14 protein-coding genes are annotated in these 16091 nt (G+C 71.7%); 5 read left to right on the top strand and 9 right to left on the bottom strand.

Annotated features, from left to right (window positions below; translation table 11 throughout):
* Window positions 1-294: 294 nt before the first annotated feature.
* The 4 genes from ADK64_RS33395 to ADK64_RS33380 all read right to left on the bottom strand — a co-directional run bounded on the left by ADK64_RS33395 (window position 295) and on the right by ADK64_RS33380 (window position 4979).
* A complete protein-coding gene (locus ADK64_RS33395) occupies window positions 295-2649 on the bottom strand; it encodes a HelD family protein (protein ID WP_053665290.1) in 2355 nt (784 codons plus the stop codon).
* A gap of 60 nt (window positions 2650-2709) precedes the next feature.
* The gene (locus tag ADK64_RS33390) at window positions 2710-3480 is read right to left on the bottom strand and encodes an anti-sigma factor family protein (protein WP_234384804.1); all 771 of its coding nucleotides are present in this window, start codon (window positions 3478-3480) and stop codon (window positions 2710-2712) included.
* Window positions 3481-3542: 62 nt separating this feature from the next.
* Window positions 3543-4127, bottom strand: a complete 585-nt coding sequence (locus tag ADK64_RS33385) for a sigma-70 family RNA polymerase sigma factor (RefSeq protein WP_030167252.1) — start codon at window positions 4125-4127, stop codon at window positions 3543-3545.
* A 258-nt stretch (window positions 4128-4385) separates the two neighbouring features.
* Window positions 4386-4979: a CGNR zinc finger domain-containing protein gene (locus tag ADK64_RS33380; RefSeq protein ID WP_053665287.1), complete on the bottom strand. Its 594-nt coding sequence runs from the start codon at window positions 4977-4979 to the stop codon at window positions 4386-4388.
* A gap of 247 nt (window positions 4980-5226) precedes the next feature.
* Here ADK64_RS33380 and ADK64_RS48780 point away from each other — a divergent pair, with 247 nt between their 5' ends.
* Window positions 5227-5481, top strand: a complete 255-nt coding sequence (locus ADK64_RS48780) for a hypothetical protein (RefSeq protein ID WP_324614477.1) — start codon at window positions 5227-5229, stop codon at window positions 5479-5481.
* Between the two features lie 11 nt (window positions 5482-5492).
* Here ADK64_RS48780 and ADK64_RS33375 read toward each other — a convergent pair whose 3' ends face one another.
* The 4 genes from ADK64_RS33375 to ADK64_RS33360 form a co-directional block, all read right to left on the bottom strand.
* Entirely contained in the window at window positions 5493-6644 is a 1152-nt protein-coding gene (locus ADK64_RS33375; RefSeq protein WP_053665285.1) for a uroporphyrinogen-III synthase, read from the bottom strand.
* A gap of 124 nt (window positions 6645-6768) precedes the next feature.
* Window positions 6769-8139 (bottom strand): nitrate/nitrite transporter, encoded by a 1371-nt coding sequence (locus tag ADK64_RS33370; RefSeq protein ID WP_053665283.1) that lies wholly within the window; start codon window positions 8137-8139, stop codon window positions 6769-6771.
* A gap of 148 nt (window positions 8140-8287) precedes the next feature.
* A complete protein-coding gene (locus ADK64_RS33365; RefSeq protein WP_053665281.1) occupies window positions 8288-8977 on the bottom strand; it encodes a response regulator in 690 nt (229 codons plus the stop codon).
* Window positions 8977-10650 carry an ATP-binding protein gene (locus ADK64_RS33360; RefSeq protein WP_053665279.1) on the bottom strand — a complete coding sequence of 558 codons (1674 nt, stop codon included), beginning with the start codon at window positions 10648-10650 and terminating at the stop codon, window positions 8977-8979. Before ADK64_RS33360 ends, ADK64_RS33365 begins: the two co-directional genes overlap by 1 nt.
* Window positions 10651-10886: 236 nt before the next feature.
* Here ADK64_RS33360 and ADK64_RS33355 point away from each other — a divergent pair, with 236 nt between their 5' ends.
* Genes ADK64_RS33355 through ADK64_RS33345 form a run of 3 tightly spaced genes read left to right on the top strand, consistent with a single transcriptional unit; the run spans window position 10887 to window position 13758 of the window.
* Window positions 10887-11759 carry an ABC transporter ATP-binding protein gene (locus ADK64_RS33355; protein WP_078993002.1) on the top strand — a complete coding sequence of 291 codons (873 nt, stop codon included), beginning with the start codon at window positions 10887-10889 and terminating at the stop codon, window positions 11757-11759.
* Window positions 11756-12634, top strand: coding sequence for an ABC transporter permease (locus ADK64_RS33350; protein WP_053665277.1), 879 nt, complete (start codon window positions 11756-11758; stop codon window positions 12632-12634). The genes ADK64_RS33355 and ADK64_RS33350 overlap by 4 nt, the downstream gene beginning before the upstream one ends.
* A gap of 44 nt (window positions 12635-12678) precedes the next feature.
* Entirely contained in the window at window positions 12679-13758 is a 1080-nt protein-coding gene (locus tag ADK64_RS33345; protein ID WP_053665275.1) for an ABC transporter substrate-binding protein, read from the top strand.
* A gap of 70 nt (window positions 13759-13828) precedes the next feature.
* Here the strand turns inward: ADK64_RS33345 and ADK64_RS33340 are convergent, their stop codons facing one another.
* Window positions 13829-14794, bottom strand: coding sequence for a LysR family transcriptional regulator (locus ADK64_RS33340; RefSeq protein ID WP_053665273.1), 966 nt, complete (start codon window positions 14792-14794; stop codon window positions 13829-13831).
* An 84-nt stretch (window positions 14795-14878) separates the two neighbouring features.
* Between ADK64_RS33340 and ADK64_RS33335 the strand changes: the two genes are divergently transcribed.
* Window positions 14879-16066 (top strand): MFS transporter, encoded by a 1188-nt coding sequence (locus ADK64_RS33335; RefSeq protein ID WP_053665271.1) that lies wholly within the window; start codon window positions 14879-14881, stop codon window positions 16064-16066.
* Window positions 16067-16091: the final 25 nt, after the last annotated feature.

Genomic DNA, 16091 nt, shown 5'->3' with positions numbered 1-16091 from the left:
GGAGTACGTGGTAGTCGCCCTGGATTGCGGACGTTTTGTTCATGAGCGGTGCATGGTTTCGGAAAACCACTTCCACCATACGAGATTCGATCAGACAAAGAAAGAGGCCCACGTCACATGGTGACGTGGGCCTCCCACACGTTCATGACACCGACCCGCCATGCTCGCCTCGCGGCAAGTGGTCGCTCGTAGCGACGAAGGTTGGGCCCGGGGGCTTGGATCGGGCCGGTGCCGTACCCAGGCTAACAAACGGATGCCCAGGGCCATTCCTCCTGCGGGGAGTTCACAGGAAAGTCAGTCTCTCAGCAGATCCGGCACCCCGGCCGCGTCCGGCTCGTCCCGCTCGCCGGAGACCACCGTCAGCTGCTGGGTGGCCCTGGTCAGCGCCACGTACAGCACCCGCAGCCCGGCCGGGGACTCGTCCGCGATCTCCGCCGGCGACACGACGACCGTCGCGTCGTACTCCAGCCCCTTGGCCTCCAGGCTGCCGAGCGCCACCACCCGGTCGCCGAGCCCGGCCAGCCAGCGCCGGGCCTCCTCGCGCCGGTTCATCGCGACGACCACGCCGACCGTGCCGTCGACGAGGTCCAGCAGCCGCCCGGCCTCGGCGCGCACGGCCTGCCCGAGCGAGTCCTCCACGACCGTGAAGCGCGGCTCGACCCCCGTGGACCGTACGGCGGACGGGGACTCGGAACCGGGCATGGCGAGCGCCAGCACCTTCGCGGCCAGCTCGGCGATCTCGGCCGGGTTGCGGTAGTTCACGGTGAGCCGGAAGCGGCGCCGCGGGCGGGTGCCGAGGGCCTCGTCGCGGGCCTCGGCCGCCTCGTCCGGGTCGGACCAGGAGGACTGGGCGGGGTCGCCCACGACCGTCCACGTGGCGTGCCGGCCGCGGCGGCCGACCATGCGCCACTGCATCGGCGTGAGGTCCTGCGCCTCGTCCACGATGACGTGCGCGTACTCGGTGCGCTCCTGCGCGAGCCGCTCGGCCCGCTCCCGCTGGCTCTCCTCGCGCACCGGCATCAGCTCCTCCAGCCCGGTGAGCTGGTCCAGCGGATCCAGTTCGCGCTTCTTGCGAGGCCGGGCCGGGACGCCGAGGATCGCCTGGAGTTCGTCGAGCATGGCGATGTCGTGCACGGAGTACCCGTCGCGCTTCAGGGAGCGGGCGACCTTGCGGACCTCGCCGGGGTTGAGGACCCGGCGCGCCCAGCGGCCGAGCCGCCTCTCGTCCGCCATGGCCGCCAGGACGTGCCCGGGGGTCAGCTCGGGCCACCAGGCGTCGAGGAACGCCAGGAAGGTGTCCTCACCGGTGACGTCCTCGTCGAAGGAGGAGCGCAGCTCGGCTGCCAGCTCCGGGTCGGTGTGCCGGCCGGCCGCGCCGGACTGGGCCCACAGGGCGTCCAGGAGCAGCCTGCGGGCGCGCGGGCGGAGCAGGTTGACGGGCGCGGTGCCGCCGAGGGCGGTGCGGCGGATACGTTCCAGCTCGGCGGCCTCCAGCTCCAGCCGGCGGCCGAAGGCGACGACGCGGAGGCGGGACGGCGGACCGTCGAGGACTTCCCGCCCGGTGCCCTCGTCCCCGCCCGCCGGTGCGGTGGGCCCCAGTTCCAGAGCGCTTCGGGCCGCCTTGCGCAGCACCTTCAGCATCCGGTACGAGCCCTTGGCGCGGGCCGCGGACGGGGAGTCGTAGAGCGTGGCCTCCACGCCGTCGACGAGCGAACCGATCGCGCGGATCGCCACCTGGCCCTCCTCGCCGAGCGAGGGCAGCACGCCCTCGGTGTAGGCGACGAGCAGCGGGGTCGGCGAGACGATGAGGATGCCGCCGGCGTAGCGCCGCCGGTCCTGGTAGAGCAGGTAGGCGGCGCGGTGCAGGGCGACGGCGGTCTTTCCGGTCCCCGGCCCGCCCTCCACGTAGGTGACGGAGGCGGCGGGGGCGCGGATGACCAGGTCCTGCTCGGCCTGGATGGAGGAGACGATGTCCCGCATGGTGTGGGTGCGGGCCTGGCCGAGGGCGGCCATGAGGGCGCCGTCGCCGATGACGGGCAGCGTGCGGCCGTCCAGGCGGGCGGTCAGCTCGGGCCGCATCAGGTCGTCCTCGACCCCCAGCACCCGGCGCCCCTTGGACCGGATGACCCGGCGCCGTACGACCCGGCCGGGGTCGACCGGCGTGGCCCGGTAGAACGGCGCGGCCGCGGGCGCCCGCCAGTCGATGACCAGCGGCGCGTAGTCCGCGTCGAGGACGCCGATACGGCCGATGTGCAGGGTCTCGGCGATGTCGGCGGTGTTGTCGTCCCGCACGGCACCCTCCGCCGGCTCGACGGCGGTGTAGGCCCCGTCCGGGCCCTTCTTCCCGTCCTTGCCGAGGAGCAGGTCGATCCGCCCGAAGAGGAAGTCCTCGAACTCGTTGTTGAGCCGGTTCAGGTGGATACCTGCGCGGAATACCTGCGCGTCGCGCTCGGCCAGCGCGCCCGGCGTGCCGACCTGACCGCGCTTGGCCGCGTCGTTCATCAGGAACTCGGCCTCGTGGATCTTCTCCTCGAGCCGCTGGTACACCCGGTCCAGGTGTTCCTGTTCGACGCCGATCTCGCGGTCACGGACGGAATCGTGTGCGCCGTGTACCGAGCCGACCGCGGACTGCTGAACCTGAGCGGCCACCGGGCCCCCTTCTGACGTGCTGGGCAGCCGTCAACCGTACGCGAAGGGGGCCCTGCGAAGCTACGCGTCCACTTGCACCAGCTTCTTGCCCTCGAAGGTCACGACCTCGAAGTGGTCGATCTCGTTCGGCTTGAAGGCCGCCGCACCGCCGATGTAGAGCGGCTTCTTGGACTCCTCGGTCTTCGCGTTCGGGACGCCGTAACCCCAGTCCGGCACGGACCAGGAGGACATCGTCACGCGCTGCCCGTTCTTCGCCACGACGACCAGCGAGCACTTGAGCGGGCCCTTGACGTTCTTCAGCTCCAGGACCGCCTGGGTGCCCCAGTCCTTCTGCGTCATGCCGACGGTCGCGCTGACCGCGGACGACGGGTCCGTGGCCGACTTCTTGTCCGGCATCGCGTTGAAGGTGGTCTGCGCGGACGAGGCGGTGACCTGACCGCTGCCGCCGGACGAGCCGCTGTTGGCCGCGATGGCGGCCAGCGGCCCGGCGATGATCAGCGCGGCGGCCGCGGCGATCATGTAGAAGCTGCGGCGCCGCTTCTGCGCCCGGCGCTCGGCGACCTCGTCGACGAGCCTCTCCGCCAGCCGCGGGCCGGGCCTGGCGGACAGCGACTCGCCGATCGAGGGTGTGCTGCCGGAGCCCGGCAGATCCGCGAGCGCGGCCAGCATGGGCTCCATCCCGGCCAGCTCGTCCAGCTGCTGGGCGCACCACTCGCAACCGGCCAGATGTGCTTCGAAAGCGGTTGCCTCGGCGTCGTCGAGAATCCCGAGGGCGTAAGCGCCGACGGTCTCGTGTTCGCTCGGCACCGAAGATCCCGAACTGGGGCTCATGGGCCCAGACATACCCGGACCACCCGCACCGAATCCCTGCATTCCCCCGTAACCACTGCTCATCACGCCGTCACCCCCCGCTCCTCCAGTGCCAGCTTCATCGATCGCAGGGCGTAGAACACCCGGGAACGCACCGTGCCACTGGGTATGCCCAGCGTCTCGGCCGCCTCATTGACCGTACGCCCCTTGAAGTACGTCTCGACCAGAACCTCCCGGTGGGCCGGGGTCAGGTCGTCGAGCGCGTCCGACAGCGTCATCAGCCACAGCGCCTTGTCGATCTCGTCCTCCGCGGGGATGACCTCCAGCGGCGACGGATCGACCTCCTGCGGCCGGGCCTGCCGGCTGCGGTGGCCGTCGATGACGATGCGGCGCGCGACCGTCACCAGCCAGGGGCGTACCGATCCGGTCGCCCGATTGAGCTGACCGGCGTTCTTCCAGGCACGGATGAGCGTTTCCTGCACGACGTCCTCGGCGCGCTGCCGATCACCGGCGACCAGCCGCAGGACATACGCGAGCAGAGGTCCGGCGTGCTCTCGGTACAGCGCACGCATCAGCTCCTCATCGGGCTCCGAGGGCTGTGAGGACATGCGATGTCGGGCCCTCGATCCACGTTCATTGGCCACGGCCGCATCCTTGCGCACGCCCACCTCCGGTGTCCGGGGGTTCCCCCAGTCGGTCGCTCGCCCACCCGTACGGAAAGCAGCGGTGAGGTGTTCAAACCGGGGTGACAGTTTTCTTGGGGGCGGCGTGACGACAGGGACATGCGCGCACATTCCCCCCGCCCGATCTTTGCATTTCCGACACATCGCCAGGGGGCACGCGGAGACGGCGGAGTTGACCGGCCGGGGCGCCCGGGAAACGGAGTGTTACGCACATCACTGGCCGCCGGGGCGGAAACAGGCCGCTCAGGCCCGGGCGAGAGCCGCCCGCCGCCGATGCCGGGCCACCCGCTCCCGGTTCCCGCAGACCTCGCTGGAACACCAGCGCCGACGCCGCCCCCGGGAGGTGTCGAGATAGACGAGCGGACAGTCGTCCCCCTCGCACTCCCGTACGGCGGCCCGCGCGACGGGGTCGGTGAGCAGCTCGACGGCATCCCGGGCAACGAGGGCGAGCAGTTCCGCACAGCCGGGCGGTTCCGCCAACTCCCGGACCAGACGGCCGCCTTCACCCGGTACGGCACGGAGGGCGGGAGGCGCGGCCCGGGCGACGTCGTTGACCCGCCCGAGGGCACGCGCGTACGAGGAGGCATCCGACACCTGCGGATCCCGCACCAACTGCCCTACGAAGGAGCGGAGTTCATGGAAGCGGACCACCCACGCACCCTCGGCCCGGACGAGCGAGGTCCCGTCCGGCACGAGTCCGGCTCCTCCGATCCAGGCGCGCAACGCCCCTACGTCGTCCAGCCGTTCGCCGGGATGCGAGGTGGCGAGGAGATCGAGACAGATCCGTCCGGCATCGAACCGCGACTCGTACGCGGGTATGGCCGTACCCAGTGCCATGTGCCTGTCACCGCCTAGGCAGGAAGCGTGGGGCTCTTCTCTTCACAGTGCCCTCCCGGACGCCGGGCCGGAACCCCTCGTACCGGCTGGAGACATGCTGGAGACATGACGAGGACGATGAACGCGATGACGGCGACGGACACGACGAGTACCCGCAAGGGGACCGCGTTCCCGGCGGCGGCGACGATCACCACGGGCCTGGACACCGGGGTCTTCCACATCTTCGCCTGCGCGGTGATGCCGGCTCCTGGGGGCGCCGCTGCTGTCGTACGCGCTGGTCCTCCTGATCACGCCGGCGTTCAGCATCCCGCTGCACGACGCGCTGGCGGCGAGGGGCGAACCCGCCCCGCTCCGGGAACACTTCGAGGGCCCGTGGGTGGCATGGAACGTGGTGCGGGCGGTGGGCTCGACGGTGGCGCCGGGCTTCTCGTGCCGGGCGCTGACGGTGTACGGCGGCCGTGTCCGGCAGAACGAGCGGACGCCTTGTGACCTGCCCCGCTGACGCTCCGCCGGCTACGCGTCCGCGTACTTCGAATCGGCCGCCGGGTCCAGCGCCAGCCGGTACCCCCTCTTCACCACCGTCTGGATCAGCTTGGGCGAGCCCAGGGCCGTGCGCAGCCGGGCCATCGCCGTCTCCACCGCGTGTTCGTCCCGGCCCGCGCCCGGCAGGGCCCTCAGGAGGTCGGAGCGGGGTACCACCCAGCCCGGGCGACGGGCCAGGGACCGCAGCAGGGACATGCCCGCCGGGGGGATCGGCTTCAGGGCGCCGTCCACCAGGACCGCATGGCCCCGGATCTCCACCCGGTGCCCGGCGATCGGCAACGACCTGGCCCGGGCCGGGAGTTCCTGGCACAGCAGCTGGACCAGGGGGCCCAGGCGGAAGCGTTCCGGCTGGACCGTGTCCACTCCATGGGCCTGGAGCGGAAGTGCCGTCACCGGGCCCACGCAGGCCGGCAGCACGTCGTGGGACAGGGCCGACAGCAGGTCCGGGAGCACGCCTGTGTCCTCCGCCCGGGCCAGGAGCGACGCCGCCGCCGGGGCGCTGGTGAACGTCAGCGCGTCCACCGACCGGGCGATCGTCGCGTCCAGCAGGCGGTCCAGCGGGGTGACGTCCTCCGGGGGCATCCAGCGGTACACCGGCACCGGGACCACGTCCGCTCCCCCGGCGCGGAGGGACTCGACGAAGCCCGGCAGCGGTTCGCCGTGCAGTTGGACCGCGACACGGCGGCCTTCGACGCCCTCCTCCAGGAGCCGGTCCAGGACCTCCGCCATGGACTCCGAGGAGGGGGACCACTCTTCCGTCAGACCTGCAGCGCGGATCGCACCCTTGACCTTCGGGCCCCTGGCCAGCAGTTCCGCCTCCCGGAGCCGGCCGAGGAGAGGATCGCCGAGGCCCCAGCCCTCGGCCGCCTCCACCCAGCCCCGGAAGCCGATGGCCGTCGTGGCCACGACCACGTCCGGGACCTGGTCGATGATCTCCTTCGTCGCAGCGAGGAGTTCCCCGTCGTCGGCGAGCGGCACGATCCGCAGGGCGGGCGCGTGCAGGACGGCGGCGCCGCGCCGCTGGAGCAGCGCGCCCAGCTCGTCGGCCCGGCGCGCGGCGGTGACGCCCACGGTGAATCCCGCGAGCGGTCCGTGCTCGGGTTGCTGCTCTTCGTCGTACATGGCTCTCCTCGCTGACCGGCACGCCCCTGACCGGTACGCCGTTCGAGCCTGTCAACGGCGCGTGACAGGCTCGGTTCGGGGTGATGTCACCGGTGTTACGTCCTACCTCGCCAACCGTCCCTTGTCACACCTCGGCATAGCTGAGCTGCGAGTTCGTCCCGGCCGTGGCCTCCGTTACAGCCTGCCGCACCGGGCGGCGAAGGTATACGGCCCACGTCAGGGCGAAGCAGGCCGCGTAGAAGGCGAGGAAGGCCACGAACGCGCCCGTCCCGGAGCCGTAGGAGAGGAAGGACTGGCGGAAGGCCAGGTTGATCCCGACCCCGCCGAGCGCGCCCACCGCGCCGATCAGGCCCATCGAGGCTCCGGACAAGCGGCGGCCGTACGCCACCGCCTCCTCTCCCGTCAGGCCCTTGGCCAGCGCCTTCGTCTGGAAGATGCCGGGGATCATCTTGTACGTCGAGCCGTTGCCCAGACCGCTCAGCACGAACAGCACCACGAAGACCGACACGAACAGCGGCAGCGACTTCCGCATGCTCGCCATGACCAGGACGGCCGTCGCCGCCGCCATGCCCACGTAGTTCCACAGGGTGATGCGGGCGCCTCCGTAGCGGTCGGCGAGCCGGCCGCCGACCGGGCGGATCAGGGAGCCGAGCAGCGGGCCGATGAAGGTGAGGTAGGCCGCCTGGAGCGGGGTGCGGCCGAACTGGTTCGTCAGGACCTGGCCGAAGGCGAAGCTGTAGCCGATGAAGGAGCCGAACGTGCCGACGTAGAGGAAGGACATGATCCACGTGTGGGCGTCCCTGGCCGCGTCCTTCGCCGCGCCGGTGTCGTTCCGCACCGTCGCCAGGTTGTCCATGAAGACAGCGGCCAGCGCGGCGGCCACGACGATCAGCGGGATGTAGATCCCCAGCAGCAGCCGCGGGCCGCCGTGCGCGCCGATGATGGCCAGCGCGACGAGCTGGATGACCGGCACGCCGATGTTGCCGCCGCCCGCGTTCAGCCCGAGCGCCCAGCCCTTCTTCCGCAGCGGGAAGAAGGCGTTGATGTTGGTCATGGAGGAGGCGAAGTTGCCGCCGCCGATGCCGGCCAGCAGGCCGACCAGCAGGAACGTCGTGAAGGACGTGCCCGGCCTCATCACCGCGAAGGCCGCCACCGTCGGCACCAGCAGCAGGCTCGCCGAGATGATCGTCCAGTTGCGGCCGCCGAAGACGGCCACGGCGAAGGTGTACGGGACCCGGACCACGGCGCCGACCAGCGTGACCATCGAGGTCAGCAGGAACTTGTCGGCGGGCGTGAGGCCGTACTCCGGGCCCATGAAGAGGACCAGGACCGACCAGAGGGTCCACACCGAGAAGCCGATGTGTTCCGAGAGCACCGAGAACCAGAGGTTCCGGTTGGCGATCCCCTCCCCTGTCGCCTGCCAGAATCGCTCGTCCTCCGGATCCCACCGCTCGATCCAGCGGCCACGGCGACGGGTTACGGCTGGGGCTGTCATCGCTCCTCCACGGGCTCCGGCTACGACACTGAGCCCGAAGGTAGGGAGCGGGCGTTTCCGCGCTGTGGCTGTGGGTGACCGGAAAGGAACTTTGCTCTCACTCGACGGGAGGCCGACCGGTGAGGGGAAGCCGGAAGGCCCCGGGGCCTCAGGACGCGATGCGGTACCGGTGCTCCGGGCGGCCCGTCGCCCCGTAGCGGAGGATCAGCCGGACCATGCCCTCCTTGACGAGGTAGGAGAGGTAGCGCTGGGCGGTGGCCCGGGAGACGCCGGTCAGTTCCGCGGCCTCGGCGGCCGACAGGTCGCGGTGGGCGGTGCGCAACGTCTGCTGGACGAGGGCGAGCGTGGGCGCCGAGTGGCCCTTGGCCGGCACCCGGGGGACGGCGGGCGGCCGGACGGCGCTGAACAGGGCGTCCACGTCGGCCTGCTCGGTCTGCGTGCTCTCCCCGAGGATGTCGACACGGTGCTGGAGTTCGCGGTACGAGGTGAGCCGCTCGGCCAGGTCGGCGGCGCCGAAGGGCTTGACCAGGTAGCCGACGGCGCCGAGCTTCATGGCGGTGCGGACGGAGGCGATGTCACGGTCCGCGGTGATCACGAAGGCGTCGGGGCGGGCGCCTCCCGCGGCCCCGGTCAGCCGGCGCAGTACGTCCAGTCCGCTGCCGTCGGGCAGGAAGATGTCGAGGAGGAGCAGGTCGGGGCGCAGCTCGTGCGCCGCCTCCAGCGCCTCAGCCACCGTCGCCGCCTCGCCCACCACCTCGTAGCCCCGGACCCGGGACACGTAGTCGCAGTGGATGTGGCTGACCCGGAAGTCGTCGTCCACGACCAGGGTGCGGATCATCAGCGGTCACCTCCCGCGGATCCCGTCCGCAGCGTCTTCGGCTCCCCGGCGGACACGAGATGCGGCAGCGGCATGCGTACGGTGAAGACCGCGCCCGTGCCCTCGCTGACGGTGACCGTGCCGCCGTGCCGCGACACCAGGCGATGGACCAGGGCGAGACCCAGACCGCGCCGGGCGGTGCCCCGGTCGGGGCGGGTCGACCAGCCGTCCTCGAAGATCGAGTCATGGGCGCCCGGCGGGATGCCGGGGCCGGTGTCCGCCACCCGTACGGTCGTCCCGGCAGCGTCCTCGGTGAGGGTGAGGCGGACCGCGCGTCCGCCCGGCGGGGGCGGTCCGTCGCCCGCCGCGTCGATCGCGTTGTCCAGCAGATTGCCGACGATGGTCAGCAGCCGGGGCAGCTGCGGCGGGTCCTCGCCCAGCGCGGAGTCGTCGTCCAGCTCGACCCACACCCCGCGTTCGGCGGCCACCGTGGTCTTGGCCACGACCAGGCCGACCATCAGTGGGTTGCCGATCCGCCCCCGCACGGACTCGGTGAGCGCCTGCCCGGTGCCGGCCGCCTCGACGGCCAGGTCGTACGCGTCGTCGTACGCCCCGATGTCCAGCAGCCCGGCGAGCGTGTGCATCCGGTTGGTGAACTCGTGCTGCTGCGCCCGCAACGCGTCGGTCAGCCCGCGCACGGAGTCCAACTCCCGCAGGAGTCCGACCAGTTCGGTGCGGTCTCGGACGGTCACCACCGCGCCCAGCGCGCGCCCGTGCAGGGTCACCGGCATCCGGTTGACGACCAGACAGTGCTCGTCGGTCAGCACGCTGATGTCCGTGCCGGTCAGGGTGCCGTCCAGGGCGCGGCGCAGCCGTCCGTCGGGCAGCGTCTCCTCCAGGGTGCTGCCGAGCGCGGTGCCGAGGCCGAGGAGGCGGCGGGCCTCGTCGTTCACCACGGAGATCCTGCCGTCCGGGGCGAAGGCGAGCACGCCCTCGCGGATGCCGTGCAGCATCGCCTCGCGGTCCTGGAGCAGCCCGGCGATCTCCTCCAGCTCCAGCCCGAAGGTCGTTCGCTTCAGGCGTCTGGCCAGCAGATACGCGGCCGCGGCACCGAGTGCGGTGGCGATCGCGGCATAGAGGCCGAAGGTCGGCAGCTCGTGCCACAGCTCCCCGAGCACGTCGTGCTCCGGGATGCCCACCGACACCTCGCCGACCAGCTCGCCCGTCGGCCCGTACAGCGGGACCCTGCCGTTGGCGGACCGCCCGGTCGCGCCCTGGTCGGTGCCGACGTGCGGCCGGCCGTCCCGCGCCACGACCGGCTCGGCCACCGGCGAGCCGACCAGTTGCGCCATGGGGTGCGAGTGGCGGACGCCGTGCAGGTCGATGACCACGACGTACGACGCCCCCGACGACTGCCTGATGCGTTCGGCGACGGCCTGGACGACGCCGGTCCGCGCGGCGTCGTCGCTGCCGTCCTGCATGGCCCGCCGGATCTGCGGGTCGGCGGCCGTCGTCCTGGCGATGGCCACGGCCCGCTCCTCGTAGGTGCGGTCGAGGGCGGAGCGCTGTGCGAAGGCGAACAGGGCGAAGCCGATGACGCCCGTGAGCGCCAGGATGGCGAGCTGGCCGGCGAGGATCCGCGCGGACAGCCTCCCCCTCCCGCCGCGCCCGATCCGTATGCGGATGGGAGTCACAGGTGCCTCATCGCCCCTGTTCCGGTTGGTGCCGGGCCGGCCCTGCGCCGCACCCGTGGTGGCGTGATTGTGCCTGATGGCCGATTTTCTGCCCACCCCCGGCGCACTGAGCTAAACGAGCAGAACCCCTGGTTACGCGGCTATCGCGGGATACCCGGGAAACAGCGACGTAACACCGGGTGACCCCTAGCGTCTGCCTTCCCCGACCCGACAGGTGTGGAAGGAGAGGCCCTCACATGGCTTCGCGAAACGATGTCGCGAAGAGCCCGATCGCCGGCGGCAGCGCCGGTACAGCGGCGCGCGAGGACGCGCGCATCGAGATCTCCGGGCTCACCAAGCGATTCCTGACTCCTGCCGGTGAGGTGTTCACGGCGCTGCAAGGCGTGTCGTTCACCGTGGAGCCGGGCCAGTTCTGCGCGGTGGTCGGCCCCACCGGCTGCGGCAAGTCGACGACTTTGAGCATGGTGTCCGGGCTCGACCGGCCCACCGAGGGCTCGGTCAGGGTCGGCGGCCGCGAGGTGGACGGCATCACCGACGGGGTCAGCTTCATGTTCCAGGCGGACGCGCTGCTGCCCTGGAAGACCGTCCTCGGCAATGTGCTGATGGGACCGGTCTTCCGTGGTGTGCCCAGGCAGCAGGCGCAGGCCGCCGCCCGGGACTGGCTGCGCCGGGTGGGCCTCACCGGGTTCGAGGACCGCTATCCGCACCAGCTCTCCGGCGGTATGCGCAAGCGCGTGGCCATGGCCGCGGCGCTGATCAACGAGCCCAAGATCCTGATCATGGACGAGCCGTTCGGCGCCCTGGACGTGCAGACCAAGGCGATCATGTCGACCGAGCTGCTGGGGCTGTGGGAGCAGATCCGGCCGTCGGTCGTCTTCATCACCCATGACCTCGACGAGGCCGTGGCGCTCGCCGACCGGGTCGTCGTGATGACCTCCGGCCCCGGATCGGTCAAGGCGGTCTTCGACATCGACCTGCCCCGGCCGCGCGGCTCCGTCCAGGAGATCCGCTTCCAGCCCCGCTTCATCGAACTCCAGCAACAGATCTGGGAAACGCTGCGCGAAGAGGTCGAGCGCGCCTACGCACGCACCGCGGGAGGCACCGCATGAGTACGACGTCCACCGCTTCCGCCGCGCCGGCCGAGGGCGGCAGCCAGACCTCGGCGACGGCCGCCGCGAAGCGGGCCGCCCGGCGACGGGTCGCGCTGGTGTGGGCGGGCCGCATCGGTCTCGCGGCCTTCGTCATCGGCGGCTGGCAGGCCTTCACCACCTGGGGCATCGTCGACCCGTTCTTCTTCGGGCAGCCGTCGGGCATCTGGAAGCGGCTGATCGACCTCTTCCAGCACGGCACCGAGTTCGGCTCCTTCTACTCCAACATCTGGACCACCATCGAGGAGGCGCTGATCGGCTTCGCCGTCGGCTCCGTCACCGGAGTCGTCGTCGGCGTCGCCCTCGGCCAGAGCCGGTTCCTCTCCGACGTGCTCGGTCCCTACATCAAGATGGTCAACGCGATCCCGCGCATCGTCCTCGGCTCGATCTTCATCGTCGCCTTCGGCATCGGCGTGACCCCGAAGATCCTGCTCGCCGCCGTGCTGGTGTTCTTCATCGTCTTCTTCAACGCCTTCCAGGGCGTCCGCGAGGTCGACCGCAACATCCTCGCCAACGCCCGCGTGCTGGGCGCCTCCCAGCTGCAGATCGTCCGGCACGTCATCGTGCCCTCCGCGCTCACCTGGATCATCGCCAGCCTGCACAGCGCCTTCGGCTTCGCCATCGTCGGCGCGCTGGTCGGCGAGGTGCTCGGCGCGCAGAGCGGACTGGGTCTCGTCATCAAGACCGCGCAGAACAACTTCGACCCCAACGGCGTGTTCGCCACGATGCTCGTCATCGCGGTCATCGTGCTGGGCGCGGAGTGGCTGATCGGCAAGCTCGAACACCGGCTGCTGGCCTGGCGCCCGCCGGCCCCGACCGAGGCGAACTCCCTCTGAACTTCTCCCTCCTCACCTCCCTCTCGAAAGGCACGTGCCCCGCCATGCTCAAGAGAAGCCTCGTCGCATCGCTCGTCACCGTCCTCACCCTCGGCGCGGCCACCGCGTGTTCCAGCGGCTCCGGAAGCTCGTCCGGCTCCGGCGGCACCCCGACCGTCAAGCTCATGGCCGGCGGTCTCGACAAGCAGATCTACCTGCCGTACCAGCTCGCCCAAAGCCTCGGCTTCTACAAGAAGTACGGCGTCGACGTCGTACTGAGCACCGAGCAGGACGGCGGCACCGGCGCCGAGGAGGCCATGGCGTCGGGCCAGGTGGACATGGCCGGCGCCTGGTACAACCACACGATCGAGTTCCAGGCGAAGGGCAAGGCCGTCGAGGACGTCGTCCAGCTGTCCGGCGCGCCGGGCGAACGGGAGATGTGCGCCACGAAGAGCGGCGTCCGCTCCGGCGCCGACTTCAAGGGCAAGACGCTCGGCGTCACCGACCTGGGCTCCGGCACCGACACCCTCACCCAGTTCCTCGCCGCGAAGAACAGCCTCAAGAACGGCGACTTCCACCGGATCGGGGTGGGCGCGGGCTCCACGGCCATCGCGGCGCTCCAGAACGGCAAGACCGCCTGCGTCATGACGACGCAGCCGACGGTCGCCGCGATCGAGAAGAAGGGCGTCGGCTACTCCGCCGTCGACCTGGCCACCACCAAGGGGGCCCAGGACGCGATGGGCGGCGCCTACCCCGCGGCCGGCGTCCTTGCCCGCACCGACTGGGTGAACGCGCACAAGGACACGGTGCAGAAGGTCGTCGACGCGCTCGTGGCCACCATGCACTGGATCAACACCCACAGCGCCGCCGACATCGCGGACAAGCTGCCGCAGTCGTTCGTGCAGAACCAGCTCGTGACCAAGGCCGACTACATCAGTGCCCTGACGAAGGACAAGGGGCAGTTCCTGCCCGACGGCATCATGCCGGCCGGCGGCCCGAAGACCGTGCTGGCGACGGAGCAGCTGGTCGGTGACGTCAAGTCCTCGGTGAACCTCGGTACGACCTTCACCAACGACTTCGCCACGGCGGCCAACAAGAAGGAAGGCTTCACCCCCACCACGACCCCGGCCGGTTCGGCGGGCTGATCACCCACACGCCTGCGGGCCCGCCGGGTCGACCACGACCGGGCGGGCCCGTTCGCCCGCGGCCCCTCGATCAGGCCGTCCTCGTCATCTCGTCCACCGCCGGCAGCCAGCTCCCGCCCGGCCGCCGCAGCCACCCCCGCGCCGCCGCGATCTCCGCCGCCGCCCTGCGCAGCGCGTCAAGCCCCGGATGGACCAGGCCCCTGCGCCACACCAGCGACACCGGCGACAGCGGGACCGGGTCGACCAGAGGGCGACGGACCGTGCGGGGCAGGTCCGGGAAGTCCACGACAGCCAGCACCGGGTGACGGGTCTTGGCCATGATCCGCTCGAACTCCTCGTCCCCGACGGCCGGCGGCAACGGCGGGGCGAGCCGGATGCCGTGCTCCGCGAAGAGGCGGGACGCCAGGTCGGTCCACTCCGGGGTGCGCGGGTCGCCGGCACCGGCGTACACCGTCTCGCCGGCCAGCGCGGCGACGGGCACCTCGGACAGCCCGGCCAAGGGGTGGGCCTCGGGCAGGACGACGGCCATCGGCTCGTAGCGCACCGGCTGCCGCTCCAGCCCGGACCGCAGCGCCGGGTCCAGACCGGCGAAGCGGCCGAAGGAGGCGTCCAGCCGGCCGGCCAGCACCTCGGACGCGGCTCCGGTCAGACCGCTCTCGTAGCGGGCCATCAGCTCGCAGTCGGGGGCGAGTTCACGGGCCCGGTGCAGCACCCGGCGGCCGGTGGCGAGGCCCGGCGAGTTGAGGTCCACCAGCAGCGGGCGGGCGGGGCCGGAGGCGAAGGCCGCCAGCAGGTCGTCCTGTGCCGCCAGGACCCGGCGCGCGTACGGCAGCAGGCGTTCACCGTCGGCGGTCGGCGTCACCTGCCGGGTGGTCCGCACGAACAGCTCGGCACCCAACTCCCGCTCCAGGCGCCGTACATCCCGGCTGAGCGCCTGCTGGGCGACGTAGAGGCAGGCGGCCGCCCGGGTGAAGTGCAGTTCCTCGGCGACGGCGACGAAGGCACGCAGCAGACGGGGGTCCAGGTCGGCGGCCATGACGGCGAACTTACAACACGGGTGCGTGAATCGGCACCGGGAAGGTGTTGGACCGGATGATCGACTCCGGGGGACCGTATCGGCATGCCCATATCAGCCACCGCAGCCTACCGCCGGCTCTTCGCCCTCCCCGGCACCCGTGCCTTCACCACCGGCAACCTGCTCGCCCGGCTGCCCATGGGCATGTTCAGCGTGAGCGCCGTCGTGATGATCGCCGGTCCCCGGGGCTCGTACGCCCTCGCCGGTGCCGTCACCGCGACCGGGCTGGCGGCGACCGCGCTGGCCGGGCCCTGGATCGCCCGGCTGGTCGACCGGCACGGACAGGCCCGGATCGCCGTACCGGCCACGCTCACCGCCGTGCTCGGCAGCCTCGCGCTGCTGCTGTGCGTCCGCTACGACGCCCCCCACTGGACCCTGTTCGCCGCCTACGCCGCGACCGCGGCCACTCCAAACATCGGCGGTCTCTCCCGCGCCCGCTGGGCCCATCTGCTGCGCGACGAACCCGGTGCGCTGCACACCGCGAACTCCTTCGAACAGGCCGCCGACGAGCTGTGCTTCATGCTCGGCCCGGTGCTCGCGTCCTTCCTGAGCGGCACCTTCTTCCCGGAGGCGGGCACTCTCGCCGGGGCGGTGCTGCTGCTGTCCGGCATGCTGGTGTTCACCGCGCAGCGGGCCACCGAACCGCCGGTGCGCACCGCCCGCTCCGCGCGGACACCGTGGCGCATCCCGGGCATCCCGCCACTGCTGGCCTGCTTCACGGCGACCGGCGCGGTGTTCGGCTCGATGGAGGTCGCCACGATCGCCTTCGCCGGCGCGCACGGACATCGCACGGTCGCCGGGGCCGTACTCGCGCTCCAGGCGGCGGGCTCGGGCGCGGCGGGCCTGGTGTTCGGCGCCCGGCGACCGGCCGGGTCGCGGCTGGGCCACTGCCTGGCGGCGATGGCCGTCCTGATGACGCTGCCCTGGGTGGCCGCCGGTGTCGCCGGTTCGCTGCCGGTGCTCGCGGGCGCGCTGCTGGTGGCGGGCATGGCGACCGCGCCGACGATGGTGACGGCGATGACCCAGGTGCAGAAGCGCACCCCGGCCGACCGGCTCAACGAGGGCATGAGCCTGGTGGTGACCGGGCTGCTCACCGGCATCGCCTGCGGCTCGGCGGCGGGCGGCTGGGCGGCCGAACACCTCTCCCCCGGCACCGCCTTCCTGGTCCCGGCCGGCGCGGCCGCCCTGGCGCTGCTCGTCCACACGGCGTCCCAGGCGGCCCGCCCGCGCTGATTCCCGTCAGACCTGTCGAGGGCAC

The sequence above is a fragment of the Streptomyces sp. MMG1121 genome, from assembly GCF_001280015.1.
Classification (GTDB): Bacteria; Actinomycetota; Actinomycetes; order Streptomycetales; family Streptomycetaceae; genus Streptomyces.
Note: the sequence above shows the minus strand (reverse complement) of the source record. Positions and strands in the feature narration are given on the sequence as shown.

Bases quoted from the DNA above. Each gene is read 5' to 3' on its own strand.
- ADK64_RS33335 (WP_053665271.1), top strand. From the start codon at position 14,879: ATGCCCATATCAGCCACCGCAGCCTACCGCCGGCTCTTCGCCCTCCCC.
- ADK64_RS33390 (WP_234384804.1), bottom strand. From the start codon at position 3,480: ATGAGCCCCAGTTCGGGATCTTCGGTGCCGAGCGAACACGAGACCGTC.
- ADK64_RS33345 (WP_053665275.1), top strand. From the start codon at position 12,679: ATGCTCAAGAGAAGCCTCGTCGCATCGCTCGTCACCGTCCTCACCCTC.
- ADK64_RS33355 (WP_078993002.1), top strand. From the start codon at position 10,887: ATGGCTTCGCGAAACGATGTCGCGAAGAGCCCGATCGCCGGCGGCAGC.
- ADK64_RS33375 (WP_053665285.1), bottom strand. From the start codon at position 6,644: ATGTACGACGAAGAGCAGCAACCCGAGCACGGACCGCTCGCGGGATTC.
- ADK64_RS33340 (WP_053665273.1), bottom strand. From the start codon at position 14,794: ATGGCCGCCGACCTGGACCCCCGTCTGCTGCGTGCCTTCGTCGCCGTC.
- ADK64_RS33380 (WP_053665287.1), bottom strand. From the start codon at position 4,979: ATGGCACTGGGTACGGCCATACCCGCGTACGAGTCGCGGTTCGATGCC.
- ADK64_RS33370 (WP_053665283.1), bottom strand. From the start codon at position 8,139: ATGACAGCCCCAGCCGTAACCCGTCGCCGTGGCCGCTGGATCGAGCGG.
- ADK64_RS33365 (WP_053665281.1), bottom strand. From the start codon at position 8,977: ATGATCCGCACCCTGGTCGTGGACGACGACTTCCGGGTCAGCCACATC.
- ADK64_RS33350 (WP_053665277.1), top strand. From the start codon at position 11,756: ATGAGTACGACGTCCACCGCTTCCGCCGCGCCGGCCGAGGGCGGCAGC.